Raw genomic sequence first — 24,275 nt, 5'->3', positions numbered from 1 at the left:
GGTTTCACCTCACGACACCATGAACGGGATGCCGACGGCGGTCACGACGATGTTGATGACGAACAGCACCACGAACGCGAAGACCACGGTCTCGTTGACCGCTCTGCCGACGCCCGCCGGACCGCCGCCCACCGATATGCCCTTGTAGCAGGCGATCAGCCCGGCCATCAGCCCGAAAAGGGTCGCCTTGATCATCGAGATGACGACGTCGACCGTGTGAGTGAGTGTGGTGAGTCCGGTGACCCACGCACCTGCCGAAACATGCATGAGGAACACCGAACACAAGAATGCCCCGATGAGTCCCGTCGCGATCACCAGCGAACTCAGCGCCAGGGAGACGGTGGTGGCGGCCAGCACTCGGGGAACCACCAGAGCCTGGATCGGGTTGATTCCCATCACCCGTAGCGCATCGAGTTCCTCGCGGATGGTCCGCGCACCCAGATCGGCGCACATTGCGGTGGCGCCCGCGCCCGCGACCACCAGGACGGTGACGATGGGAGCGCTCTGGTCCACGGTGAAGATCGCGCAGCCGGTGCCGGAGAAGTCCGCGGCGCCGATATCGGTGAGCAGCACGTTGAAGAGGAACCCCGAGATCACCGCCCACGGGATTGTCATCAAAACCCCGGGCAGCGTGGATACCCGCGCCACGAACCAGCATTGGAGTAGATATTCACGCCATGCGAACGGCGGCCGGAACATCGACACGAACGTGTCGAGCGTCATGGCGAAGAAGTCGCCGAGCGCTCGGACCGGCTTGGTGACCGATCCGGCCAGCGGACGTGCGACCGGGTCGGCTACCGGATCTGCTACCGGGCTGGCCGCCCGATCGGTCAGAGTCACCATGGTGTCGCGCACCATCTGGCATTGATGCCGAGGCCTCGGGTGGGGTTGCTCACGCTGACCATCCGGACAGGTCGAGTTGGACGGGTGACATCGGTGAGGGTACGCGGCGCAAGCTGCACATGTCCATAGACAATACGAGCTATTGAAGCCTCGGTATCTGTAAATATCGAAGCAAGATGCCAGTTATGGCTACTGATGTATCTTGCTAGTACCCTACTGATAGGCGCGCTTGAGGGAGATCGAGTGTGGTGGATGTCCGCGGCGTTCGCGCGCTCTGGGCCGGTGCTGACTTCGCCGTCGAATGCGGCGCCGGGCCACATCCCCTCAGTCCGACATCAGCTCGAGCGCCCCCGACGGGCACAGTTTGACCGCATTGCGCACCCGGCGTTCTTCGTCGGCGGGCACCTCATGGGCGGCCAGTACCACGATGCCGTCGGCGTCCTGATCGAAGAAGGCGTCGGCCGTCATTACGCACATGCCGGTCGCCATGCAGATCTCCCGGTCGGCGGCGACCCTCATGAGAAGGCCTGCAGGGTGAGGGCGGAATTCATGAAGTCCCGGAAGTGCAACCAGCGACCGTCGCGCAACGTGATGATGTGCGCGAACTCCGATTCCCATTCGTGTCCGGTGGCCAGCCGCCGGAACCGCTGCCGGCCCCAGGTCGCGAGATCGTCACCTTGCGCGATGAACTTCCACGGCTCCATCTCGACGATCTCGATCGCCTGGCCAACCTTGGCGAAGAATGTCATCGCCTCGTCGATGCCGCGGTAATCGCCCGCGTAGGGGATCTTTTCGGTCCCGTAGTAGGTGATGCGCACGTCGGGGTCGAGGTGGTGCAGCACGGTATCCAGGTCGCCGGCCGGCACCGCGGTATAGATGGCCTTGGTTGCCTCGATGTTGCGCGACTCCCGTGACTCGGTGGTGACCGTCATGACAGGTGCAGGGGTAGCCGGACAAATGCGTGGGTCAGCAGGCTGGCCGTCTGCTTGGTGCCGGGGTCGTCGGTCAGCGCGATCTTCTGATAGCGATCCAGCACGGCGTTGAGGACGGCGAGCACCTCCAGTCGGGCCAGTGAGGCACCGAGGCAGAAGTGCAGGCCATGCCCCAGCGAGAGCTGCTGGCGAATGTTCGGCCGGTCGATGTCCAATCGTCCCGGGTCGGGGAACACGGCGGGGTCGCGGTTGGCCGAGCCGAAGAACAACGCGACCCACTCCCCCTTGCGGATCAGCTTGTCGCCGACCTCGACGTCGCGCGTGGCGATGCGGAACAGGCGCTGTGGCGGCCCGTCGAGCCGAAGCGTCTCCTCAACGAAAATGTTCAGCAAGGTCCGATCGGCGCGGACGCGTGCCTGCACCTCGGGCTCTCGGGCCAGCGCGTGCAGCAGATTTCCGATCAGGGATGTCGTTGTTTCGCTGCCGGCTACCACCAGCGTCACACAGAACCGGACGATCTCTTCGGGGTGAGCCGCTGCCCGTCGACCTCGGCGCGCAACAGCGCCGAGATGAGGTCTTCGGCATCCTCAACGTCATCGCTGGCTTCGCGTTCGGCCAGCCGGGCAGTGTGTTCGGCGAGCCGGGTGGCGAAGGTGCCCACCATCTCCTGGTTGCTCGCCATGCGTTCTTCGGGGGTGAGCGACGAGGACAGCATGAAGGCGTTGGCCCACCGCCGGAACCGCACGTGGTCACCATCGGGCAGGCCCAGCAGTCGCACCATCGCCCGGGTGGGAATCTCGGCGGCGAAGCCCATGACTTCTACGACCCCGTCCGGTGAGCCGTCTTCGGCCCCATCCCGAGAATCCTTTTCGAGATCGTTGAGCAGCTGCGGGATCAGGTCATTGAGCCACCCCTCCAGTCGCTTGACCCGGCGCGGCGAAAACGCCTGGCTGACCAGTTTGCGTTCGACTTCGTGCTTGGGCGGATCGGTGTTGACCAGCATCAGGCTCGGCGCCGACGACGCCTCCTGCAAGGGATCGCGGGACGAGAAGGTTGCCGCGTCGCGCGCCGCGGCAAAGACCTGGTCGTAGCGGAACAGCGCCCAGGCGGTAACCGGTTCGTCGGCGCCCGGGACGGTTCCAGGGGGCCAGTCCCGATACCCCGCAACGGGCGAGAGCCCTCTGAGTTCGTCATAGAGCGGATAGGGATTGGCGATGCCTTGCGGGGTAGTCAGAAGTTCGACGGCTGGCACCGTCCCTGAAACGGTCTCTGTTGACATGTCATCCAGCCTCTGACAACCCCGGTGGCAGGTCGATCCCCCGTTGGGGAGGACTCTTGCCACCGTAGGAGGGGAGTTTGGGCTTTTCGCCGCGACGGGCCATCCCGGAGAGGACAGTGGGAGGGGTGATCGATGTGGTCGATATGCCCGATCCCCCCGCATTCCCCACGTTGGCCGACGACGAGCACCCCGGCTGGGCGTCGCGTCCGATACGGGAAAGCGATGCCACTCGTCACTATCGGGAAGCGTTCGGCGATTGCAACGTCGATCCCACCGACGACCCCATGGCGGTGGTTGCCGAGGCCATCGACGTCAACGCCGCCGCGGTGCGCCACGCCCTGGAGTCCCTCGGTGACGTGCATGCGGTCAACGCCCTCGAAACGCTGTTGGATTTGTCCTCGCTGGAACGGGAGATGATCGAGGACGGTGCCGCACGCCGCACGCTGGCGCTGTTGCAGGTGCAGGAGGCCTTGAGCAAGCTGCGCGCCGTGGACGACGTCGCGATGATTGTCGACCGGGCGCCGCGTGAACTGGTGGAGTCGTGCGGGTTCGATCGTGCTGTGCTGTTTCGAGTGCACGAAGGCCGAATGGTGATGGAATCGTCCTACTTTGGGGAAGACCGTGAAGGTGCGGAGAAGATGGTCGCCTTCGCGCAATCGGTAGCACCGCTGTTGGATCACATGCTGATCGAAACCCAGATGATTCGCCGGCACGCGCCCGCGATCGTGCGCGATGCCCGCAATGATCCGCGGGTGAATCGACCGATCGTGGACTTTTCGCTGACGCATTCCTATGTGGCGGCCCCGGTGATGCCGACCGGCAAAGTGATCGGTTTCCTGCACGCCGATCGGTTGTACTCCGGGCGCATAGTCGACGAGATCGACCGAGACACGGTGTGGGCGTTCGCCGAAGGCTTCGGATATGCCTATGAGCGAACGGTTCTGCTGGAGCGCATGCGGCGCCAGCACGCCGAGGTGCGCAGTGCGCTTGCGTCCGCGGACGAGGCGGCGCGCGCTCTGCAGGATGCCGATCTGGACCTGCGCAAGATCGAGCCGGTCGAACGTAGCCCCGCGGCAAGGTCGTTGGCCGAGGTGCAGACGCGAGTGATGGCCATGCTGACCCGCCGGGAAGTGGAGGTGCTGCGGCTGATGGCGGCCGGCCGCACCAATCAGCAGATCGCCGACGAACTGGTGATCTCGGCCGGCACGGTGAAATCTCATGTCAAAAGGGTGCTGCGGAAGCTGCATGCGACGAATCGGGCCGAGGCGGCCTCGGCGTACGTCCGGTTGGCCAGCGTTCCCGAAGTTGTTTGACGTCAACCGGTTTCGGGGTAGCCGAGTAGGACGTCGTAGGGTTTTGCTTCGCGTCCGCCGGACAGGTCCAGATGGATCGTCTTGACCTCCGTGTAAGCATCGAGCGCATCGGGGCCCAGTTCACGACCGACGCCGCTCTGCTTGTAACCGCCGAACGGGAGACGACAGTTGATCTGGTGGGCATCGTTGATCCACACGCTGCCGGATTGGATGCGTTCGGCCATCGCCAGTCCCCTGGCGTTGTCGGACGTCCAGATGCTGGCGGCCAGTCCGTAGTCACTGTCGTTGGCGATCGCGATGGCCTGTTCGTCCCCGTCGTAGCCGATGACCACCAATACCGGGCCGAAGACTTCCTCCCGGGCGATCGCCATGTCGTTGTGCACGCCGGTCAGGATCGTCGGCGCCACCCAGAACCCCTTGTCGAACATTCCGCCCGTCAGTGCCTCTCCCCCGAGCGCCACGGTCGCTCCGTCGGTCTGCGCACCACGGATGTAGTTCAGGATGCGAGTGCGTTGTGCGGCGTCGATGACCGGCCCCAGGTCGGTGTCCCAGTCCCTGGTCGGGCCTACCACGATGGTGGCGGCGCGCTTGACCAGCCGATCGACGAATTCCTGGTAGAGCGTCGTGGGGACCAGTGCGCGGGTGCCGGACTCGCAGACCTGACCCGAATAGGCGAAGCATCCGTAGAGCACACCTTCGACGGCCATCTCGAGATCGGCGTCGTCGAGGACGATCGTCGGGCCCTTACCGCCGAGTTCGAGGGTCACCTGTTTGACGGTGCCGGATGCCAGCCGCATGATCTCGCGTCCGACCGCGGTGGAGCCGGTGAACGCAATCTTGCCCACGTCGGGATGCGAGGCCAGTCTGGCGCCGGCCTCGGGCCCCTCGCCGGGGACTACGTTGATCACTCCGGGCGGTAGTCCGCTGCGTTCGGCGATACGGGCGAACTCGAGTATCGACAGCGGTGTGTGCTCGTCGGGTTTGACCACCACGCTGTTTCCCGCCGCAATCGCAGGTCCGACCTTCCACAGGGTCAGTAGTAGCGGAAAGTTCCATGGCGTGATCGCGCCGACCACCCCGATCGGCTCGCGGTGCATGACACTTTGACTGAGCACCGGGAAGGTCTCGATCGGTGCCGGACGCTGGTAGGCGTAGCTCTCGGCAAGGTCTGCAAAATAGCTGAAATGACTTAGTGCGTGACCGATATGGAATCCAGTGGCCAGCCGGATGGTCGCGCCGTTGCACGCCATCTCCAGCTCGATCAGCTCATCGGTGACCTGGTCGGCCGCGGCGACGATGCGGCGCATCACGGCGGCGCGCTCCTGTGGCGTGGCCCGCGACCAGCTACCGTCCTCGAAGCTGGCTTTTGCGGCCGCCACGGCGGCATCGACGTGCGATGCATCACCGCAGGCCACCGTGGCGACCGGGCTCTCGTCGCCGGGGTCGACCAGCGACAGCCGCCGATCGGAGTCCACCGACTCGCCGCCGATCAACATCGCATGATGCGGAACAGCCACCGTCGTCATCGGGTCAGGCCACCTCGGGACTGTTCGCGATCTTTCTCGGCGATCTTTTCGCGGTAGCTGCCGAACAGCGGTTTGGTCAACGGGATCAGCCGCAGGATCTTTCCGATCGGCCCCTTGGCCTTGACCTGGCCCTTGGCCAGGCCAATGGTGAGATTGTAGTTACCGCGCCAGAATTGGTCGGCGACATCGGCGGGCATGGTCATCGTGACGTCGGGTGTGAGATTGCTCGGGCCGCAGACGACTCGGAAATCGTCGCGCAGTGCGACGGTGAGTTCGCAGTCGGGATTTGTGTAGACCACCCGCATGACGATGTTGGCGGCGCGGAATTTCGGCCCCGACTGTGGGTGGTCGCCGGCATTGCGAAAGACCCCGCCGATGTACTTGTCGATCTCGTTGCAATCCTTGAAGAAGCCCATGATTGGTCCTGCTCCTGCGCGATGTGCGGTGCTCGATGGCACCGGATGCTGCCTGGATGGTGCGTGGATGGTGCTCACGCAATGCAATCACCGGGTCGAGGCCGTGGTCAGCCCCAAAGGAGAAGTCTTGGTGCCCCGAAGGGGGAAAGCGCGGATTGGCAGCTCTTGGCCTACACCGGTGCAAGTGGGCCGCGCAGTCCCATGGATAGCCGGCATGTCTATAACCGATACGCAATATTAGCCAAGGCGTGGACGTTAAACATCGATGTAATGTCGTTTTAGTATCGGATGATGTATCTTGATAATCCGATGTTATCTGTCGCGACCGGGGTGCTGCGGCCACGACCGGAGGAGCTATCCACATGATCGATGCCAGGCGAGCTGACAACAAGTTTGTCCTGACCCGGCGCGGGACGAAGCCCTAGGCGGTGCTTCTGGCAGGATTTGTAACCCCGATGCGCAAGAAGGGAGTTCGAGTCGATGGACTCCGTCGTCGCGCCCGTTAGGCGCCGGCCGAAGGATCGAAAGCAGCAAATTCTGGAGCAGGCCGTTGGGCTCTTCATCGACCGTGGCTTTCATTCGGTCAAGTTGGAGGACATCGCCGAGGCGGCGGGGGTCACCGCGCGTGCGCTCTATCGCCACTACGACAACAAGCAAGCGTTGCTCGCCGAAGCCATCCGGACCGGTCAGGATCAGTACCAAAGTGCGCGCCGACTCACCGAGGGCGAGCAAGAGCCGACACCTCGCCCGTTGAGTGTTGATCTTCCGGACCTGATCGCCGCGGCTGTTGCGTCGCGGTCCTTGACGGTGCTGTCGCAGCGCGAGGCGCGCTATCTCAATGACGCCGACCGTATCGAGGTCCGGCGCCGCATCAACGCGATCGTCGCCGGCATGCGCGAAAGCGTCTTGCTGGAGGTGCCCGGTCTGAGCCCGGCGCACTCGGAGTTGCGGGCATGGGCGGTGTCCAGCACGCTGACCAGCCTCGGTAGACATAGTCTGACGCTTCCCGCCGAGGAGCTCAAAGAGCGCCTGTACCAGGCGTGTATGGCCGCTGCCAGGACGCCCCCGGTGTGCGAGCTGGAGCCACTTGGAACGGCCGCTGGCGGGCGCGACGGGCAGGACGTGCTGTTCTCCCGCTATGAAACCCTGTTGGCCACGGGTGCACGGCTATTCCGTGCGCAGGGCTATCCGGCCGTTAGCACCAGTGAAATCGGCAAGGGCGCCGGAATCGCGGGACCCGGGTTGTATCGCTCGTTCTCGTCCAAGCAGGCGATCCTGGACGCGCTCATCCGCCGCCTTGATGAGTGGCGAAGCCTGGAGTGCATCCGCGCCTTACGCGCGAATTGGCAAGCGGCGCAGCGGCTACGCGGGCTGGTCGAGGGACACGTCCGGATCAGCTTGGACGCACCGGATCTGGTTGCGGTGTGCGTGACCGAGCTGAACCACGCCTCCGGCGACGTGCGGGACGGATATCTTCGGAATCAAGCCGACCGTGACACCCTCTGGATTGATCTCATCGGCGAGCTGGTTCCACAGACCAGTTCGGTCGAAGCGCGACTTTTGGTCGCGGCGGCCATCAGCTTTATCGAGGATGTGGCGCGTACCTGGCATCTCACGCGCTACGCCGCGGTGGCAGACGAAATCACCGAGATCGCACTATCAATCCTGACCAGCCGGTCCTGACTTCGAACTTGGTAGCGCACTGTTTGCGCGGTGGAACGGGAGTGTCGCGACCCTCATCGGATCGGATTCTCTTCGGGTGATGTTTTGGATTGGGTTGGGGTCCTTCGCGATCCAAGTGCACAGGTGGGATCCACACGGTCTCACGAACAATTCGGTCGGCGGGTACAGCTCGGTGCCCTGGTGCATTTCGTGCCTGCCGATCCCCTGGCCGCGCGGTAGCAACGAGAACACGAACGGGCCAGATGATTCCAGAGGGAGCCGCCCGCCGGGGCCAGACGTCGCGTTGGGTGAATGGCGAGCAGACCCCGGTCAGGCTCGAACGGAATCAGTGTGCGAGCTTGAGGCCGATCACGCTTCCAATGATCATTGCCAAGAACGTCACCTTGAGAAGCGACGCCGGCTCATCCCCGGTGGCCATCGCGTAGACCACGGTGAGAACTGCCCCAATGCCCACCCAGACGGCGTATGCGGTCCCGACCGACAGGTCCCGCATGGCGTAGGCCAACCCGGCCATGCTGACGATGAAGGCCACCAGAAACACCACGCTCGGCGCGGGCTTGCTGAACCCTTCGGACCTGCCAAGGGCCGTTGCCCACACAGCTTCTAGAACACCAGACATGACCAGCACGATCCACGACACGGCGTTTCTCCCCAGGCCGTCTTGTCGCACACCGGGTACGGCACCCATCGTCCGGAAGCCTTGATCAAGGCTCTGTCACGAACTTCTCACACCCGCGGTCGGGTGGCAATGTTAGCCCAGTCACCACAGCGGCCCGCGGAACCTGTCAACCGGAATCAGGCACCGTTTCGGGTATTGACAGGGCATCCCGCGCTGGTTGCTTGGGGGCCAGCCACTCGACCGTGAGGTGGTGAACACGCCAAAAGTCAACTCGCACAGGCGCTCCAGACTCACACCGAGAACTGCCTTGTTGTGACCTCTGAAGCCACAGTGGCACAAGGAATTACAGTGACCTGTAGGCGCGCGGCGGTAACGTTGGCCGAGCGGTCAGGGCTCCGGCGTTGTTGATTAGCAGGCTTGTGAGCTGGGTTGATGATCTTTGGTGCCGCGCTATTGGGGCCGGAGTGTAGGCACGGGCTATCTGGAGAACGATCGAGTTGGTTACTGTTCGTCGTTGGTCTGGAGTTGCCCGTGCCTACCGTTTCAGTATTGCCTGTGTCGTCGGTTCCAGAGGTGTTCGACCGCTGGAGTCCTGGTGAGCGCAGCGAGCTCATCGGATCGGAGTTTCTCGATGTGTTGGCCTCGGTGCCAGACCCGAGGGACCCACGCGGTCGGAGGTATTCGCTGATGGCTTTGTTGGCGATCGCGGTTCTGGCCACTGCCGCGGGGATGCGCGGCTATGCTGGTTTTGCCACATGGGCGGCCACCGCTCCCGATGATGTGTTGGCCCAATTAGGGGTCCGGTTCCGGCGGCCCAGTGAGAAGACCTTCCGCGCTGTTTTGTCTCGGCTAGACCCCGCCGACCTCAACGCCAGGATGGGCAGTTACTTCACTGCACACGTGGCCAGCAGCGACCCCAGTGGATTGGTGCCGATCGCGTTGGACGGCAAGATGCTGCGTGGTGCCTTTACGCGCCAAAGCGACAGCCACGCATCTCGTGTCGGTGTTCGCCCACCGTGCCCGATTGGTGCTCGGTCAACTCGCTGTCGCCGAGAAAAGCAATGAAATTCCCTGCGTACGTGCCCTGCTCACGCTGCTGCCGGGTAGCTTGCGGTGGCTGGTCACCGTGGATGCGATGCATACCCAGGTCGTCACCGCGAAGTTGATCTGCGCCACCTTGAAGTCGCACTACCTGATGATCGTCAAGTCCAACCAAGCCAAAATACTTGCGCGTATCACCGCGCTGCCCTGGGCCGAGGTGCCCACAGCCGCTACCGACGACTCCCGCGGCCACGGCCGTGTCGAGACCCGCACCCTGCAAATCATCACCGCTGCACGAGGAATCGGCTTCCCCTACGCAAAACAAATCATCCGGATCACTCGTGAACGCTTGATCACCGCCACCGACCAGCGCAGCGTGGAGGTGGTCTATGCCATCTGCAGCCTGCCGTTCGAGCACGCCCGCCCTACCGCGATCATGACCTGGATGCGTCAACACTGGGGAATCGAGAACAGCCTGCACTGGATACGCGACGTCACCTTCGACGAAGACCGTCAAAGGGCACATACCGGAAACGGCGCACAGGTCCTAGCAACGCTACGCAACACCGCGATCAATCTGCACCGCCTCAACGGCGCCGACAACATCGCCGAAGCCTGCCGGATCACCGCTTTGACCGCCAACCGCCGCCTAGACCTCCTCAATCCACAATTCCCCAGCTCACAAGCCTGCTAATCAACAACGCCGGAGCCCTGGCCGAGCGGTGGAGGTGCAAACGAACTATGACAACGCTTCTATGAGTTCGCCCACGGTATGGCTGGCTTCCAGGGGGCGGCGCAGTCTGCCCTTGGGATTGAGGGTGTAGACATTGCGTCTGCCGTCCTTGGACTTGATCAGGTAACCCTCATCGGTCAAGTCCGCCAGGATCGTCTGTACTGACCGCTCGGTGATGCCGATTCGCATCGAGAGTTCACGGGCGGTCAAATGTTCACTGACTGATACGCACAGCAGTACATGTCCGTGGTTGGTCAGGAATGTCCATCCGCGTTCGGAGTCGCTATTGCGCGGTCGGCTTTGCTTCCCGGCCCTGGCAGCGCTCACAATTTCGATGTTGCTACACCGAGCTTTCATGTAAATTACTTCGCTAATTCAAATAGACGAAAGATTGCGCGACTTTGCTGTCACGATCACCCTGGCGCGCCCGCGCCGTCTCGCGGCCCGCTCGGCGCCAAGGCTGAAGTCGGCGATCCCGGGTTGGCGGCGCGTCATCGGTGTGGGCGCTCTGGCCAAACTCATACGAAGAACTATTGGCGAAGATGATTTCGTCATATTACCTTCGTAGTAGTCCGATGATGCTCCAGCCCGGAAAGCGAAGCCTCATGAAACCCCACCCCGGCACACGACCGCAGTCGTTGGCCACGGGACACGACGGCCACCTCTCCTCCAAGAGGGTCCTGCTCAGCTACAGTGGCTCACTGGCCTTCATCGCAGGCTTTGTCAATGCGGTTGGCCTGCTGCTGCTGGCCTTCCCGGTCGGCAACCTCACGGGAGTGACAACCCAGCTTGGCATGAACACAGCCAATCCCTGGCTGTATGAGGGTCACATCCTGGCCGCGATCTTGATGGGGTTTTGGATTGGCGCGATCACGGCCGGAGCGATTCTCGGCAATAACCAGCATCCCCGGGGGTCGCACCACGCCATCGTGCTGACCGTGGAGGCGATATTGCTGATGCTCGCCTCGCTCGGTGTGGAGGAAACTCAGGTCAAGGCGGGCATTCAGGCGCTGGGCGTCGAGGAACCCGTCGTGCAGGCCCTGTTTATCGCGGCGGCCCTTGGAATGCAGAACGGCCTGACGCCAAGCTTCCGCGGGATGGCGGTTCGCACCACCCACTTCACCGGCACGGTGACCGATCTCGGCTTGATGCTTGGCCGCGCCCGTCGGGAAGGAATCGAGAGCTGGAAGGCCGCAGTCCTTGCGCTGACCTTGGTGCTCTTCTTGGTGGGTGGCGCCGCCGGCCTGCTGATCGGAACCTGGCTTGGCGGATATGCGCTGCTTCTTCCGGCGGCGGCGTGTGCGGTCTTTGCGGCGACGTATTTGCTGCGTAGCCGGAAGACCAAAGTGGCCACGGCGACAACGGCCGAGAACCCAGCGCGAGACGTCGGCGAAACCGCAACAGTGACCGTGTGAGTGCTGGGCGAGCGACGCTCACCACAGTGCGGCGATGGTTCCGCCGTCCGCGATCTGGGTTGTTCCGGTAATCATCGACGAATCGTCGGACAGCAGGAACGCCACGATGCTAGCCATCTCCTCGGGTCTGGCCATGCGGCCCTGCAGCCTGGCAATCATGGTGTTCGCGCCCCCCGTTCCTAGGACCTCGTCGAACATCGCCATCGCACTCTGTTGCATGGGGGTATCCACGAACGCGGGCAACAACGCATTGGAGCGCACATTGGCCGAGCGCAGTTCGGCGGCAGTGACTCGGCTGAGGTGGCTGATCCCGGCCTTCGACATGCCGTACGCCGCGGTTCCGCCCACCCCGATATGGCCCGCCAGTGACGACATGTTGACGATCGCTCCCCCGCCGCGCTCGACCATCTTGGGTGCCGCATGCTTGGTGCACAACCAGGCTCCACGCAGGTTGATGCCGATGACCCGATCAAAGTCCTCGACCGCGGTGTCGAGGATCGGGGCCAGATGAACGACTCCGGCATTGGCGACGAGCTTGTCGAGCCCGCCGAACGATGTGACGCAGGCTTCGACCATGCCGGCGACCTGTTCCTCGGCACTGACATCGACCTGATACCCGACTGCGCCGGAGCCGATTTTTGCCGCTGCTTGCTCGGCCGAAGCGCCGTCGATGTCCGCGCAGAGTACCGCGGCGCCTTCGGCGGCCAGCCGCTCGGCGATCGCGAGGCCGATCCCGGCCCCGGCCCCGGTCACGATCGTGGCTTTGCCGGCCAGGTCCGGGTACCTCACGGGCTAGCCCGCGGCCGCGAGTGGCGTGTCTGCAGGCCCGGCGGCCGCACCAGCCTCGCGAATGGCTCCGAACATCACAAGGCCAAATCCTGGCATGTCGTCGGAGAGTTTGATCGCATACACCCCAAGATCGCGCAGCATCCAGGTCACGGTCTCGGACATGAAGTCAGCGGGGGTCTCCTCGTCAGAGGCGAACAGGCCGCATGCGCGCGGCGGTCCCGGGGGCCGCAGGTATAGGACCACGCCGCTGCCCTGGGCTGACATTGCGCTGAGTGCGCCGTTGAGTTCCCCGCCGCATCGGCACCCGGTCGACCCGAAGACGTCGCCGGTCAGACACTCGATGTGGACGTGCAGTGCCACGGGCACGCCGGAGTCGGGGGCACCGATGATCACCGCCAAATGCTCGCCTCCGGGGTTGGCTGGCCCCAGATCACGAAAGCCGATGACGCGGGAATTGCCGGCCCACGTGGGTAGGGTCGTCTCGGTCAGCCGGATGACCTGCGGTTCGGTCCGTTGCCGATAAGCCAGGAGTTCGGCGATGGACACGACGGCCAATCCGTGTTCCACGGCGAATTCGACCAACTCGGCGCCGTGCGCCATCAGAGTGGGGTTACGGCGAGAGACAATCTCACACAATGCGGCGGCCGGCCGGTGTCCGGCTAGGCGGGCAAGGTCTACGGCGGCTTCGGCGGGCTCGCACTTGGCGAGCACCCCGTGCGGCTCGGCCAGTAGTGGGGCCACGTGCCCGGGCCGGAGAAAATCCGCAGCTTGCGAGCCCGCCGACGCGAGAGCCGCGATGGTGCGGGCACAGTCGCGCGCCGAGATGCCGGTGCCGGTTGCTCGCACATCGACCGATACCCGATGTGTCGGGTTGTGATGGCACATCGGCGGTAGGTTCAACCGCGCACACTCGGCGCCCGGCAGCGCGACGCGGACATATCCCGCCGTGTGCCGGACGGTGAAAGCGACCAGAGACGAGGTCGCGGCCTCGGCCGCGAAGACCAGATATCCCTGGGCGGCGTGATCGTGGGTGACAACGACGGGGCGTCCCGCCGCTATCGCGGTGATCGCCCGGCGCACCCGGACATCGGTGGTTTTCATCCAGGCTCCGTTGCAGGGTGAGCGGCCAACCGGCGGAACCGGCTGCCATGAAAAACCAGTGGCGGTGTCTCGGGATCGGCTCCCAGCGAGCAGATTTCGAGCAATGCGATGGTGCGATCCCCCGCCGGGACCTCGGAGTGCAGCCGGCACTCCAGCCAGGCGCTGGCTCCGAGAACGACCACGCGCCCGCCGGGCAGCTCGCTGTGGAACACCCCGGCGAATCGGTCACCTTCCTTGCGCGAGAGGCTGATACATGCCTCGTCGTGGCCCTCGGCAAGAACGCTGACGCCGAGGCGCGGACGGTTGCGCAACTTCGGCCACGTCGTGGAAGTGTTCTGCACGCAGATCGACACCAGCGGCGGGTCGATCGAAACGGAAGTGAACGAGCTCGCCGCCATCCCGACCGGGGCATCGCCGACCATCGCACAGACAGCAATCACACCGGAGGGGAAGCAGCCGAAGGCGTAGCGCAACGCGGCGCCGTCGAGAGGGTCGACGGTCTGCGGAATCATGTCGAAGGTGCAACTCACTGCCGCAGCCCCCCAAGGAATTCGAGTAGCAGCCGGTTGGTCTCATCGGGCGCTTCCTGCTGAATCCAGTGCCCGACGTCGGCCACCATGTGGGTGCCGCGGTAGTCGGACATGACCTCGTGTGCCCGCGCTATGGCCTCGGCTCCCCAGGTGGTGCCGACATCGTATTGACCACCGATGAACAGCGCGGGCGCAGACAGCGGCTTGCCTTCCTGGTCGGCGAGGTCGTGCCAGTCGTTGTCGATGTTGTGATAGAAACTCAGCGGTCCACCGAAGCCGGAGCGTTCGAACTCGCCAGTGTAGAAGTCAAGATCGGCATCGGTGAACCAAGCGGGCATCGTCTCCGGGTAGACGAACGCGTCCTTGAGCCGCGCCCCATCGGCCATGCACAAGGGGCCGGCCCGGATAACGTCGATCGGATCCATGGATGCCAGATCGACACCCGCATCGGCGGCCGCCTTGGTGGCCGCGATCATGCCGTCGCCGGACACCGTGTAGGTCAGCCCGAGTAGCCAGGTCCGCACATCTTCCTCGATCTCGGCGATGATGCCATCCTGAGCGGAGAAGTAGTCCTGATACCAAACCCGGCCTTCGCCCGCCAGCTCGAGGTGGTAGTCATTGGGCCGATGCTCGCCAAAGGGGCTGCCCGGCAAGCCGATCACACCACGCCCGGCGAATGGAACGCTGATCCCCACCACCCCGGCGCATCTTTGCGGATATAACCAGGCGAAGGTCCAAGCGACCGGCGCGCCCCAGTCGTGACCGATAACGAATGCCTTGTCCGCACCATAGGCATCGACGACACCAAGCACGTCACCGACTAATTCTTTGATGCGGTAGGCCTTTTGCACCCGGTACTTCGACGATCTGCCATAGCCACGCTGATCGACGGCCACCACCCGGTAACCCGCGGCGGCCAGCGCCGGAATCTGATGGCGCCACGAGTACTAGGACTCTGGAAACCCGTGCAGCAGTATCACCAGCGGTCCTTCGCCGTCTTCGACGGCATGGATGCGGGTGCCCCGGCAGTTCAAGATCCGATGAGCCTGCGCCATGGTCGCCTTCCTTATCTCAGATCACCCACGGTCACCAGCTGGTCCGCGGGTTCGGCAGGTGCGGTGTGGTTTTCGTAGTTGCGGGCGATCAACGTCTTCTGGCCGGACAGCCTGGTTCGCGCCCATTTACCGATGACGCGGCTGGCGATTCCGGGCTTCATGAGCGCCAGCGGCGGTTTGACCAGGTGGACGACGGCCAGAAACTCGCGGTAGGCGTCGAGGTCGTCGTGCACCAGCTCCAACAGCCGATCCATGTACCAGGTGAGCGCACCGAAATAGAACGGGCGTTTCTTGTCGACGTCCTTGAGCCAGTTGAAGCGCAGGTTCTGCTCGCGGATCACGAACCAGGCGGTGTCGGCCATCTTGGCGATCGTTCGGTAGTACTTGCGCGGTAGCTCCCGGTGCGTGGGACCGTATTTGGACAGCAGCAACTGCATCTCCCGAACTTCCTTGAGCTCCAGACTCATGCCCAGCCCGGAAACGGGGTCCGCACTAGTGTAGGCGTCGCCCACCGCCAACAGAGCGCGCGGCAGGTTGCGCTTCTTTTCGTAGTGCAGCCGCAGCATGTTGGGATATCCGAAGTTGTAGATCGGCGAGGCCGGCTGAAGTCCGTCGATGTTCTCTCCGATGACCGGTGACGGCATCAGATCGGCGAACTCGCGAAATTCTCGGACGGTGCGTGGCGGCGAGTAGCAGTTGTAGGCCACCAGTGAGGTGGACAGGATGGTCCGGGAGCTGTCGGTGTAGTACTGCGCGGCGTAGGTGTCTTCGTAGGGCCGGTACGCATAACAGATCACCATCACCTTGTCTTGCCACTGCCGCTCCGGCGGCACCTGGTGTTGCATGGTGGAGTAGAAGCAGTTGATGATGTCCTGCTCGACCTCGGGGGCTCCAATGCCGATGCGCTCCAAGAACTCCGGCACGTGGGTGTTCTTTCCCGAGGCATCCAGGACGAACTCCGCGGGAATCACCTCCGGTTCGCCGCCGTCACCCGGGACCGCAACCCCGATGACGGCGTTGGTGGCGCGATCGAACACCAGGTCGGTGACCTCTGACTCGTAGCGGAAGTCGATGCGCGGTTCGTCGTCGAGTCGACGGCGCACGCACCATTCCAGCAGCGGCCGCCCGGCGCACACGATCTCGATGTCGCTCGTACCGGGTTTCTTCCAGGTTCCGCCCAGCCGAATCCGGTACTGGGCTGCCATGTCGACCTTGAATGCGCCCTCGCGCACCATGTCGTCGACGATGCCGGGGAAGAAACGTTCGAGTTCGATCTGCCCGGCGGTGAGGAGGTGGTGCAGGTGCCAGCCCTGCGCAGCGCCCGGTCTGCCCTCGCGGCGGCGGTGGGGGTCGTCCTTCTCGAGCACGATGACGCGGTCAAAGGTGTCGCTGCAGACCTTGGCCGCGGTGATGCCCGCGATGCTGCCGCCGATGACCACAGCGATACCGCGACCGCTGCGCCGCACCGCGGCGAGATCCAGGGCCGAGTAGTCCAGGCGCGCCGGCGTGCGGCGGCGCGCCGCCCCGCTGGCCACGAACTTTTCGTGGTAGAGCCCAGCTCGGTGAAAGCCATTGGCCGACAACCAGGTTCGGGTAGCCTCGACCATCGCAGCGGGGCCGCACAGGTACACGTCGGCGTCGCCGCCGGCCAGCATCGCCTCGTCGAGCAAGTCGGTGACCAGCCCGGTGCGCCCGGACCAGTCGTCGTCGCGGCGCGCCACGGTGACGTGCACCTGCAAGCCCGCAACACGGTGCTCGAGCTGTTCGAGTTCGTCGAGCTTGCACAGATCTTCGGCCGAGGTCACTCCATAGAGCAGACTTACCGGTTGGCCGGGATCGGCCGGCAGACTCTGGGCCATGGCCAGGATTGCTGACAGGCCGGTACCGCCGGCGACCAGCACCACCGGCCGTACAATCGGGCGAAGATAGAAGTTTCCCTTGCTGCCCCGCAACGCAATTCGATCACCCTGTTTGGCGTGGTCCCGCAAATAGTTCGACATCGCGCCGTCGGGCAACAATCGGATGATGAACTCGAGCTCACCACCTCCGTCGGCCGGATGCGCATAAGAGTAGTTGCGCCACTGGTCGCTACCGGGAACCTGCAGCTGGGCGAACTGGCCCGCTCGATATCCGATCGTGCCGGCCATGGCCGAGACATCGACACGCAGGACGGCGGTGCCCGGTGACACCATGTCAACACCGGTCACCACGCCGTCGCCGCTTACCAGCAACGCCGCGTTGTCGTCGACGGGGTACTGCAGTTCGATCTCGCAATCGGACTCGGCAAAGGTCTGGCAGGTGAGGATCTTTCGGGCCGCTCGCTCCACATCGGAGAGGCCCTCGGTACGTCCCATGTCGTACCGGCCGGCGGTGCAGGTGGCCACGCAGGTGCCGCAGATTCCGCTTTGGCATTCGTTGACGATGGCGACACCGTGTTCTTCGGCGGCCTCCAGTATCGACTGGTCGGGCCGCACCGGCATGGTCTTGTGCGTTCCGTCCGAGTAGCCGACGGTAACGTGCCGAACTGTCATGGCGGTGCCCTTCTCGCCTTTGGTTCGCTAGACGATCGCGGCTTCGGGCTTTGGAGGTTTGTGGGGTCCCCCGGCTTCTTGGCGATGCGAGCATTGAGCCGGGGCATGACTTCCTCGGCGAGCAGCCGTAGTGACTCTTTCCATGGCCCCGGGTTCTCCCGGTAGTCGAATCCGAGAACCAACAGGTGACCGAATCCGCCGACCTGGTCGTAGGTGGCTTCGAGTTTGTCGACCACGGTGTCCACCGAGCCGACCACGAAGGTGTTTTCGGCGAGGTACTCCGGGGTCACGTCGTCGTCGGGCACCGAGGGGTTGTGCTTGTAGAACTTGGTCATGCCGAACATTCGGAAGGTCGGCAGGACGTACTCGCGCATGGCTCGCCCCATGGTCCCGTCGACGGCGTACCGGAATGCTTGCTCATCGGTCTCCGCCACCAACACCTCACGCACGAGTCGCCAGTCGCGGCGGTCGGGCGTCCGGCCGCTGCGGGCGGCGCCTTCGAGGACCGCATCCCAGTGGGTCGCGACATACTCGGTGTTCAGGTCCAGGCTCATCGGAAGGTAGCCCCGCTCGCCGGCCAGTTTGAGGGTTTCCGAGCCGGCGCTGAACCCGGTTACTCCGATCGGTGGGTGGGGTTTTTGGTAGGGCTTGATGTGGCGCCTCATCAGACCTTCGAACATCGGCGCAATACCGTTGGCGTTCCAGTACTTTCCGCGATGTTCCCAGGGTTGGTCTTCGGTCCAGATCCGCAACATGATTTCGAGGGCTTCGCGGGTCATCTCGCGATGCTCGCCATTCTTGCCGTCCACGTCATAGAGTGCCCAATCTCCTGGGATACCGCTGGCTCCGACGCCCAGCATGAAGCGGCCCTGTGCCAGGTGATCGAAATACGCTACGCGATGGGCAAGTTCGACCGGGTGATGATAGGGCAGCAGGTGCGCGCCGGGTGCGAGCTTGATCTGCTTGGTACGCAGCAGCGCCTGGGCCAACAGTAGATCCGGGGCGCAGATCGGCTCCCACGGCACGGTGAAGTGTTCGCCGACCCAGGCTTCGACGTAGCCGAGTTGGTCGGCCAGTTCGATGATGTCGAGGTCCCACTGGGTGGCGTCGTAGAGAGTGCGTTCCGGCGGATTGGCCGGCATGAGGAATATTCCGATCTCCATCATTAACCCTTCTGGTCTGTCCCCGGCCCTGATGTGTGGCGCCGTGATCGCGTCTTCTGTAGGTATACCACAGTACTAGCAAGATACTTGACTGCGCACAAGACCCAATTTGCATGCGAGTTTATGTGTCATGGATCCCCTGATAGGCCGTATTGGCTATGGACATACTGGTCCGTAGCCGCGTAACCTCGCACAGATCACCCGTTCAGCGCCCAGTGAGCAGTAAGGAGCCGCCATGAACGTCGCCGGTGTCAGTCCAGTCGATCGCTGGTCCAACGGGGAGCGTGCGGCGCCGGACTTCACATACGTCCGGTACGAAACGATCGACGACGGCCGTATCGCGACGATCACCCTGAATCGTCCGAAACAGCGCAACGCGCAAACGCGCGGAATGCTGGTGGAGTTGGGTGCCGCCTTCGAACTTGCCGAAGCTGACGACACCGTCCGGGTGGTCATCCTGCGCGGCGAGGGGCCCGCCTTTTCCGCCGGGCACGACCTGGGCTCGGCCGATGATGTCCGGGAACGCGCCCCGGGGCCCGACCAGCACCCCACCTATCAGTGCAATGGCGGCACCTATGGCGGGGTGGAGTCACGCAACCGCCAGGAGTGGCACTACTACTTCGAGAACACGAAGAGGTGGCGCAATCTGCGCAAGATCACCGTCGCCCAGGTGCACGGGACGGTGCTGTCGGCGGGTTTGATGTTGGCCTGGTGCTGTGACTTGATCGTCGCTGCCGATGACACCGTATTCGCCGATGTCGTGGGCACCCGTCTCGGCATGTGTGGAGTCGAGTACTTCGGCCACCCGTGGGAGTTCGGCCCGCGCAAGGCCAAGGAGTTCTTGCTTACCGGCGACTCGATCGGCGCGGACGAAGCCCACGCGTTGGGCATGGTGAGCAAGGTATTTCCGGGCGAGGATCTAGCCGATAGCGCGATCGAATTTGCGCGCCGCATCGCCAAGCTACCGACGATGGCTCCGCTGCTCATCAAGGAATCGGTGAACCAGACCGTGGACGCCATGGGTTTCACCACGGCGCTGGACGGGTGCTTCAAGATCCATCAGCTCAATCATGCCCACTGGGCCGAGGTCACCGGCGGAAAGCTGTGCTACGGCACCGTCGAGTATGGACTCGACGACTGGCGGGCCGCTCCGGAGATTCTGCCCGCGACCAAGCGGCGGCCCTGAGCAAGGGAGCGCCGCACGTGGACGTCGCTTACCCGCCCGAGGCGGAAGAGTTTCGCGAGCGGGTCCGCGCGTTCTTGGACGAGCACCTGCCGTGCGGCTGGTCGGGGCCCGGCGCTCTGGCGGTGCAGGACCGCAAGGCCTTCGCTGCGAGGTGGCGCCAACTCCTGGTGGCGGCCGGGTTGATCGCGGTGTCCTGGCCCAAGGAGTACGGCGGGGGCGGTTACTCCCCCGTCGAGCAGGTGGTGCTCGCCGAAGAGTTCGCCCGCGCGGGAGCACCCGAGCGCGAGGAGAACGATCTGTTCGGGGTCGATCTGCTGGGCAACACGTTGATCGCCCTGGGAACCGAAGCGCAGAAGCGGCATTTCCTGCCGCGCATCCTCACCGGCGACGATCGCTGGTGTCAGGGTTTCTCTGAGCCCGAGGCCGGCTCGGATCTGGCCTCCGTGCGGACCCGAGCCGTACTCGATGGTGACCAGTGGGTGATCAACGGTCAGAAAATCTGGACATCGGCCGGATCCACCGCCAATTGGATCTTTGTCTTGGCGCGAACGGATCCCGTTGCGCCCAAGCACCAGGGGCTGTCGTTGTTGTTGGTGCCGATGGACCAGCCCGCCGTGGTAGTTCGGCCGATCGTCAATGCCGCCGGACATTCCCTGTTCAATGAGGTCTTCTTCGCCGACGCCCGAACCGGCGTTGCCAATGTAGTGGGCGAAGTCGGCAGCGGCTGGACGGCCGCCATGAGCCTGCTGGGTTTCGAACGCGGCGCGCAGGCGACCACGGGGGCGATCGACTTCGCCCGTGACCTGTCGCGGTTGTGCGATCTGGCCCGAGCGCGGGGCCTGGACAGCGACCCGCGCATCCGAGACCGGCTGGCGTGGTGTTATTCCCGCACCCAGATCATGCGCTACCGCGGCTACCGCAGCCTTACCTGGGCACTGAACGGGGTGTTGCCAGGCGCTGAAGCGGCGATCAGCAAGGTCATCTGGAGTGAATACTTCCAGCGCTATACCGAGCTTGCCGTGGAAATCCTCGGGTTGGACGCGCTCTGCCCCAGCGGCCCGGGCAATGGTGAGGCGCGCGTTGTTCCGCAGGCCGGTACCGCCAACTCCCCTGCCTGCTGGATGGACGAGTTGTTATACGCGCGCGCCGCGACGATCTATGCCGACAGTTCGCAGATCCAGCGCAATGTGATCGGCGAGCAATTGCTCGGGCTCCCCAAGGAACCACGCCGAGAAGCCGTGCACTGACATGGATTTCCGCTATAGCACCGAGCAGGACGACTTCCGCGAGTCGTTGCGGGGCTTTCTTCGCGATCAGGCCCCACCGGCGCGGGTACGTCAGGTTGCCGCCGTGGGTGGCCATGACAAAAAACTGTGGCACCGGCTTTGCGCCGAACTGGAACTGCCCGCGCTACACGCCCCGCCGGAGTACGGCGGAGCGGGCGGCACGCTGGTGGAGACCGCGATCGCATTCGGTGAACTCGGCCGGGCACTGACCCCGGTTCCCTTCGCCGCAACGATCCTCGCGATCGAGGCGATACTGCGCATGGGTGATAGCGAGCAGCGTAAGGGCCTGCTCAGCGGTCTGCTCTCCGGCGATCGGATCGGGGCGCTGGCGGCGGCCGGACCCGACCTATCGGTGACCTCGGTGCGAGCCGGCCGGCGCGACGGTCGCCCGGTACTCACCGGCGAGTGCGCCCCGGTGTTGCATGGCCATGTCGCGGACCTGTTCGTCGTCCCGGCCGAATCCGACGGTGCGGTGATCCTCTACGTGGTGGACGCCGCTGCCCCAGGGGTCGCAGTCGTCGGACTCCCCTCGTTCGACATCACCCGTCCGGTCGCCAAGCTGCGACTGGTTCGGGCCCCGGCGGAAGCCTTGGCCGCGAGCTCAGCCGACGAGGTAGCCCGACTACTGGACGTGGCCCGGGTGCTGCTGGCCGCTGAGATGCTCGGTGGTGCCGAGGCATGCCTGGATCTGGCGATCGAATACGCCTGCAGTCGCAAGCAATTCGATCGGCTGATCGGCTCGTTTCAGGCCGTCAAGCACCGCTGCGCCGACATGATGATCGAGATTGATGCCACCCGCGCTGCGGTGATGTTTGCGCAGCTGTGCGCGGCCGGCGGGGACGAACTGCACGCCACCGCCCCGCTGGCGAAGGCGCAGGCCGCGGACACCTACGTATTGTGTGCGGGCTCGGCTATCCAGGTTCACGGCGGGATCGCCTTCACCTGGGAACACGACCTGCATCTGTATTTCCGCCGGGCCAAGACGACCGAAGCCTTGTTCGGCAGCAGTGCGCATCACCGGTCGCTGTTGGCCGATCGTGTCGGCCTCTAGCCGGTGAGCGACGGTGCCGATCTAGGTGCCGACTGCTGCCAGCGCCGCTTCGTAGTCGGGCTCTTGCGCGATTTCCGGCACCAGTTCGGTGTAGGAAACTTTGCCGTCGGCGCCGATGACCACGATGGCCCGGGCAAGGAGTCCGGCCATCGGGCCGTCGGTGATGGTGACGCCGTAGGCCTCACCGAAGCCGTCGCGGAACGCCGAGGCGTTTGTCACGTTCTCGATCCCCTCCGCCCCACAGAATCGCTTCTGCGCAAATGGCAGGTCTTTCGACACGCAGAGCACGTTCACTCCGCTGGCGGCGGCACGCTCGTTGAAGGTCCGAACACTGGTTGCGCACACCGGTGTATCGATGGACGGGAAGATATTCAGCACGACGGCCTTGCCGCGGAACTGGTCGCTGCTCACCGTTCCCAGGTCATCACCGGTAAGGGCGAATGCCGGGGCAGGAGATCCGACGGCGGGCAGTTCGCCGACAGTGTTGATCGCATTTCCACGCAGGGTTATCTGTGCCATGGGCACAGTCTGCCAAGACCGTCAAAGCGACCCACGATCAGGTCCAGACCGGGCTGACCCGCCGCTGTTGGTGCCCAAAGGACACCTTCAGCATGAATACGAAACCCGCGCTCCGAACGCCTCGACCACATGGGTCGCTGTGACCTCATGGACCATGGCGCTGAACTGTTCGTCGAAGAAGCCCCGATCCTCGAGGTAGGCCTCGATGCGCGGCAAGATATATCGATCGATCGGGCAGTCTTGCAGGATGTGGCTGTCGAAATTGCGTGCGATCGGGCTGGTGTCGCAGGCGCCGAGGAACGGGCACTGCGTGCAGACCGAATCCTTCAGTGCTGTCTCTTCCGCGACAAGGTAGCCGTAGGTGGCGCCATCCACGATGTCCTCGATGGTCGTCTCGGTGATATTGCCGAGGTCCCCATGCTCACGGTAGGCATCGCAGCTGAGTCTGCCGTCACGGTCGATGACGAGGACGTCGTTACCCAACAGCGCACGGTCTTGGCTCGGGCGCTCCAAGCCCATGCGCTTGAGGATCACGGTGCGCAGATACTGATCAAGAGGATCGACCCGCGGGGTCATACCGGCCGAGACCCACAGGTCGAAGAACACCATCAACGCGTCGAGGATGTCGGACTTGTCGACGGTGACGCCGTTCATCGGACGCGCCGCGGGACCGCTGAACAGTGGGAGCAGTCGTGTCGGCTTCTGGAGCTGGCTGATCTCCTCGAATACGCGCTGAATCTGGCTGACGGTGTGCCCAGCCAACACCGTGATGATGCTGAAGGGTAAGCCCCGGTCCTGCAGACGGCGGATGTTCGAACGTACCGCCGCCTCTGTCCGCTTGCCTCCCGCCGTCAACCGCACGCCTTCGGCGAAATCTACCGAGATATCCAGTTCAACGTCATGTTCTTCGAAGACGTCGAGGTGCTCGTCGCGAACGGAATACAGGTTCGTTTGCAGGACATTTCTGACCCGGCGGCTTTGTAGCCAGTCGCTGGGGAAAACCTCTCTCTGCAATGCGAACACTCGTTCAAAGTATTCACGCGGCAACAGTGTGGGCTCGCCCCCGTGCCAAATGATGTCCACGGGGATGTCGTAGCCGCAGCGCCGGGTCGTCAGATCGGCGTAGTCCCGGATGGCGACTAAAGCGTCCCGCCAGACCGACTCCGACATCCTTGTCGGGTCCGCCGGAGCCCTGGGGTTCACCCTTAGCAAGTAATGGCGTTGGAACGAGGGATTCCGGCTGGCGGTGCCGGCATCACGCCGG

At 64.0% G+C, this 24,275-nt stretch carries 19 protein-coding genes, 4 pseudogenes and 1 riboswitch; of the genes and pseudogenes, 7 read left to right on the top strand and 16 right to left on the bottom strand.

The window, feature by feature from the left end:
* Positions 1 to 9: 9 nt before the first annotated feature.
* From CKW46_RS15075 to CKW46_RS15060, 4 genes and pseudogenes are all read right to left on the bottom strand, one after another.
* Positions 10 to 843: an MlaE family ABC transporter permease gene (locus CKW46_RS15075; RefSeq protein WP_085981917.1), complete on the bottom strand. Its 834-nt coding sequence runs from the start codon at positions 841 to 843 to the stop codon at positions 10 to 12.
* 324 nt (positions 844 to 1,167) lie between these two features.
* Positions 1,168 to 1,362: a ferredoxin gene (locus tag CKW46_RS15070; RefSeq protein ID WP_011740769.1), complete on the bottom strand. Its 195-nt coding sequence runs from the start codon at positions 1,360 to 1,362 to the stop codon at positions 1,168 to 1,170.
* Positions 1,359 to 1,775 (bottom strand): nuclear transport factor 2 family protein, encoded by a 417-nt coding sequence (locus CKW46_RS15065; protein WP_117436279.1) that lies wholly within the window; start codon positions 1,773 to 1,775, stop codon positions 1,359 to 1,361. The genes CKW46_RS15070 and CKW46_RS15065 overlap by 4 nt, the downstream gene beginning before the upstream one ends.
* Positions 1,772 to 3,054, bottom strand: a pseudogene (locus CKW46_RS15060) (cytochrome P450). Before CKW46_RS15060 ends, CKW46_RS15065 begins: the two are co-directional and overlap by 4 nt.
* Before the next feature lie 116 nt (positions 3,055 to 3,170).
* Here CKW46_RS15060 and CKW46_RS15055 point away from each other — a divergent pair.
* Positions 3,171 to 4,367 carry a LuxR C-terminal-related transcriptional regulator gene (locus tag CKW46_RS15055; RefSeq protein ID WP_015355618.1) on the top strand — a complete coding sequence of 399 codons (1,197 nt, stop codon included), beginning with the start codon at positions 3,171 to 3,173 and terminating at the stop codon, positions 4,365 to 4,367.
* Positions 4,368 to 4,369: 2 nt separating this feature from the next.
* Here the strand turns inward: CKW46_RS15055 and CKW46_RS15050 are convergent, their stop codons facing one another.
* Together CKW46_RS15050 and CKW46_RS15045 are read right to left on the bottom strand one after the other, a co-directional pair.
* Positions 4,370 to 5,893, bottom strand: coding sequence for an aldehyde dehydrogenase family protein (locus tag CKW46_RS15050; RefSeq protein ID WP_117436280.1), 1,524 nt, complete (start codon positions 5,891 to 5,893; stop codon positions 4,370 to 4,372).
* A complete protein-coding gene (locus CKW46_RS15045) occupies positions 5,890 to 6,309 on the bottom strand; it encodes an SCP2 sterol-binding domain-containing protein (protein WP_117436281.1) in 420 nt (139 codons plus the stop codon). Before CKW46_RS15045 ends, CKW46_RS15050 begins: the two co-directional genes overlap by 4 nt.
* 480 nt (positions 6,310 to 6,789) lie before the next feature.
* Here CKW46_RS15045 and CKW46_RS15040 point away from each other — a divergent pair, with 480 nt between their 5' ends.
* Positions 6,790 to 7,992, top strand: coding sequence for a TetR/AcrR family transcriptional regulator (locus tag CKW46_RS15040; protein WP_015355615.1), 1,203 nt, complete (start codon positions 6,790 to 6,792; stop codon positions 7,990 to 7,992).
* Between the two features lie 325 nt (positions 7,993 to 8,317).
* Here the strand turns inward: CKW46_RS15040 and CKW46_RS15035 are convergent, their stop codons facing one another.
* Positions 8,318 to 8,632 carry a DMT family transporter gene (locus CKW46_RS15035; RefSeq protein WP_117436282.1) on the bottom strand — a complete coding sequence of 105 codons (315 nt, stop codon included), beginning with the start codon at positions 8,630 to 8,632 and terminating at the stop codon, positions 8,318 to 8,320.
* 10 nt (positions 8,633 to 8,642) lie between these two features.
* Positions 8,643 to 8,708, bottom strand: a riboswitch (guanidine-III (ykkC-III) riboswitch).
* 434 nt (positions 8,709 to 9,142) lie between these two features.
* On the opposite strand from CKW46_RS15035, the pseudogene CKW46_RS15030 reads away from it, so the two are divergent.
* Positions 9,143 to 10,346 (top strand): annotated as a pseudogene (locus CKW46_RS15030) (ISAs1-like element IS2404/ISMul1 family transposase).
* A 45-nt stretch (positions 10,347 to 10,391) separates the two neighbouring features.
* Here the strand turns inward: CKW46_RS15030 and CKW46_RS15025 are convergent.
* Entirely contained in the window at positions 10,392 to 10,742 is a 351-nt protein-coding gene (locus CKW46_RS15025) for a winged helix-turn-helix domain-containing protein (protein ID WP_015355613.1), read from the bottom strand.
* Positions 10,743 to 10,990: 248 nt separating this feature from the next.
* Here CKW46_RS15025 and CKW46_RS15020 point away from each other — a divergent pair, with 248 nt between their 5' ends.
* A complete protein-coding gene (locus tag CKW46_RS15020) occupies positions 10,991 to 11,800 on the top strand; it encodes a YoaK family protein (protein WP_117436894.1) in 810 nt (269 codons plus the stop codon).
* 18 nt (positions 11,801 to 11,818) lie between these two features.
* Here the strand turns inward: CKW46_RS15020 and CKW46_RS15015 are convergent, their stop codons facing one another.
* The 6 genes and pseudogenes from CKW46_RS15015 to CKW46_RS14990 all read right to left on the bottom strand — a co-directional run.
* A complete protein-coding gene (locus tag CKW46_RS15015; protein ID WP_020787356.1) occupies positions 11,819 to 12,589 on the bottom strand; it encodes an SDR family oxidoreductase in 771 nt (256 codons plus the stop codon).
* Positions 12,590 to 12,592: 3 nt separating this feature from the next.
* Positions 12,593 to 13,690 carry a 3,4-dihydroxy-2-butanone-4-phosphate synthase gene (locus CKW46_RS15010; protein ID WP_482053318.1) on the bottom strand — a complete coding sequence of 366 codons (1,098 nt, stop codon included), beginning with the start codon at positions 13,688 to 13,690 and terminating at the stop codon, positions 12,593 to 12,595.
* Positions 13,687 to 14,220 carry a flavin reductase family protein gene (locus CKW46_RS15005; RefSeq protein ID WP_482053317.1) on the bottom strand — a complete coding sequence of 178 codons (534 nt, stop codon included), beginning with the start codon at positions 14,218 to 14,220 and terminating at the stop codon, positions 13,687 to 13,689. Before CKW46_RS15005 ends, CKW46_RS15010 begins: the two co-directional genes overlap by 4 nt.
* A pseudogene (locus CKW46_RS15000) lies at positions 14,217 to 15,275 on the bottom strand (alpha/beta fold hydrolase). Before CKW46_RS15000 ends, CKW46_RS15005 begins: the two are co-directional and overlap by 4 nt.
* Positions 15,276 to 15,286: 11 nt before the next feature.
* Positions 15,287 to 17,806 (bottom strand): FAD-binding oxidoreductase, encoded by a 2,520-nt coding sequence (locus CKW46_RS14995; protein ID WP_482053316.1) that lies wholly within the window; start codon positions 17,804 to 17,806, stop codon positions 15,287 to 15,289.
* Positions 17,807 to 17,877: 71 nt separating this feature from the next.
* Positions 17,878 to 18,969 (bottom strand): annotated as a pseudogene (locus tag CKW46_RS14990) (LLM class flavin-dependent oxidoreductase); the annotation flags it as partial.
* 235 nt (positions 18,970 to 19,204) lie between these two features.
* On the opposite strand from CKW46_RS14990, the gene CKW46_RS14985 reads away from it, so the two are divergent.
* Genes CKW46_RS14985 through CKW46_RS14975 form a run of 3 tightly spaced genes read left to right on the top strand, consistent with a single transcriptional unit; the run spans position 19,205 to position 22,492 of the window.
* Complete coding sequence (locus CKW46_RS14985; protein WP_482053314.1) at positions 19,205 to 20,155, top strand: enoyl-CoA hydratase; 951 nt, start codon at positions 19,205 to 19,207, stop codon at positions 20,153 to 20,155.
* A 17-nt stretch (positions 20,156 to 20,172) separates the two neighbouring features.
* Entirely contained in the window at positions 20,173 to 21,402 is a 1,230-nt protein-coding gene (locus tag CKW46_RS14980; protein WP_482053313.1) for an acyl-CoA dehydrogenase, read from the top strand.
* A 1-nt stretch (position 21,403) separates the two neighbouring features.
* The gene (locus tag CKW46_RS14975) at positions 21,404 to 22,492 is read left to right on the top strand and encodes an acyl-CoA dehydrogenase family protein (protein ID WP_015355605.1); all 1,089 of its coding nucleotides are present in this window, start codon (positions 21,404 to 21,406) and stop codon (positions 22,490 to 22,492) included.
* Positions 22,493 to 22,513: 21 nt separating this feature from the next.
* Here CKW46_RS14975 and tpx read toward each other — a convergent pair whose 3' ends face one another.
* Positions 22,514 to 23,011, bottom strand: a complete 498-nt coding sequence (gene tpx, locus CKW46_RS14970) for a thiol peroxidase (protein ID WP_011740785.1) — start codon at positions 23,009 to 23,011, stop codon at positions 22,514 to 22,516.
* 87 nt (positions 23,012 to 23,098) lie between these two features.
* Positions 23,099 to 24,181, bottom strand: a complete 1,083-nt coding sequence (locus tag CKW46_RS14965; protein WP_117436903.1) for a radical SAM protein — start codon at positions 24,179 to 24,181, stop codon at positions 23,099 to 23,101.
* Positions 24,182 to 24,275: the final 94 nt, after the last annotated feature.

This window comes from Mycobacterium liflandii (genome assembly GCF_022354805.1).
GTDB classification, from domain to species: domain Bacteria; phylum Actinomycetota; class Actinomycetes; order Mycobacteriales; family Mycobacteriaceae; genus Mycobacterium; species Mycobacterium marinum.
Note: the sequence above shows the minus strand (reverse complement) of the source record. Positions and strands in the feature narration are given on the sequence as shown.

Excerpts from the sequence above, each read along its gene's own strand:
- CKW46_RS15075 (WP_085981917.1), bottom strand. The coding sequence starts at position 843 with ATGGTGACTCTGACCGATCGGGCGGCCAGCCCGGTAGCAGATCCGGTA.
- CKW46_RS15070 (WP_011740769.1), bottom strand. The coding sequence starts at position 1,362 with ATGAGGGTCGCCGCCGACCGGGAGATCTGCATGGCGACCGGCATGTGC.
- CKW46_RS15065 (WP_117436279.1), bottom strand. The coding sequence starts at position 1,775 with ATGACGGTCACCACCGAGTCACGGGAGTCGCGCAACATCGAGGCAACC.
- CKW46_RS15050 (WP_117436280.1), bottom strand. The coding sequence starts at position 5,893 with ATGACGACGGTGGCTGTTCCGCATCATGCGATGTTGATCGGCGGCGAG.
- CKW46_RS15045 (WP_117436281.1), bottom strand. The coding sequence starts at position 6,309 with ATGGGCTTCTTCAAGGATTGCAACGAGATCGACAAGTACATCGGCGGG.
- CKW46_RS15040 (WP_015355615.1), top strand. The coding sequence starts at position 6,790 with ATGGACTCCGTCGTCGCGCCCGTTAGGCGCCGGCCGAAGGATCGAAAG.
- CKW46_RS15025 (WP_015355613.1), bottom strand. The coding sequence starts at position 10,742 with ATGAAAGCTCGGTGTAGCAACATCGAAATTGTGAGCGCTGCCAGGGCC.
- CKW46_RS15020 (WP_117436894.1), top strand. The coding sequence starts at position 10,991 with ATGAAACCCCACCCCGGCACACGACCGCAGTCGTTGGCCACGGGACAC.
- CKW46_RS15010 (WP_482053318.1), bottom strand. The coding sequence starts at position 13,690 with ATGAAAACCACCGATGTCCGGGTGCGCCGGGCGATCACCGCGATAGCG.
- CKW46_RS14995 (WP_482053316.1), bottom strand. The coding sequence starts at position 17,806 with ATGACAGTTCGGCACGTTACCGTCGGCTACTCGGACGGAACGCACAAG.
- CKW46_RS14985 (WP_482053314.1), top strand. The coding sequence starts at position 19,205 with ATGAACGTCGCCGGTGTCAGTCCAGTCGATCGCTGGTCCAACGGGGAG.
- CKW46_RS14975 (WP_015355605.1), top strand. The coding sequence starts at position 21,404 with ATGGATTTCCGCTATAGCACCGAGCAGGACGACTTCCGCGAGTCGTTG.
- tpx (WP_011740785.1), bottom strand. The coding sequence starts at position 23,011 with ATGGCACAGATAACCCTGCGTGGAAATGCGATCAACACTGTCGGCGAA.
- CKW46_RS14965 (WP_117436903.1), bottom strand. The coding sequence starts at position 24,181 with ATGTCGGAGTCGGTCTGGCGGGACGCTTTAGTCGCCATCCGGGACTAC.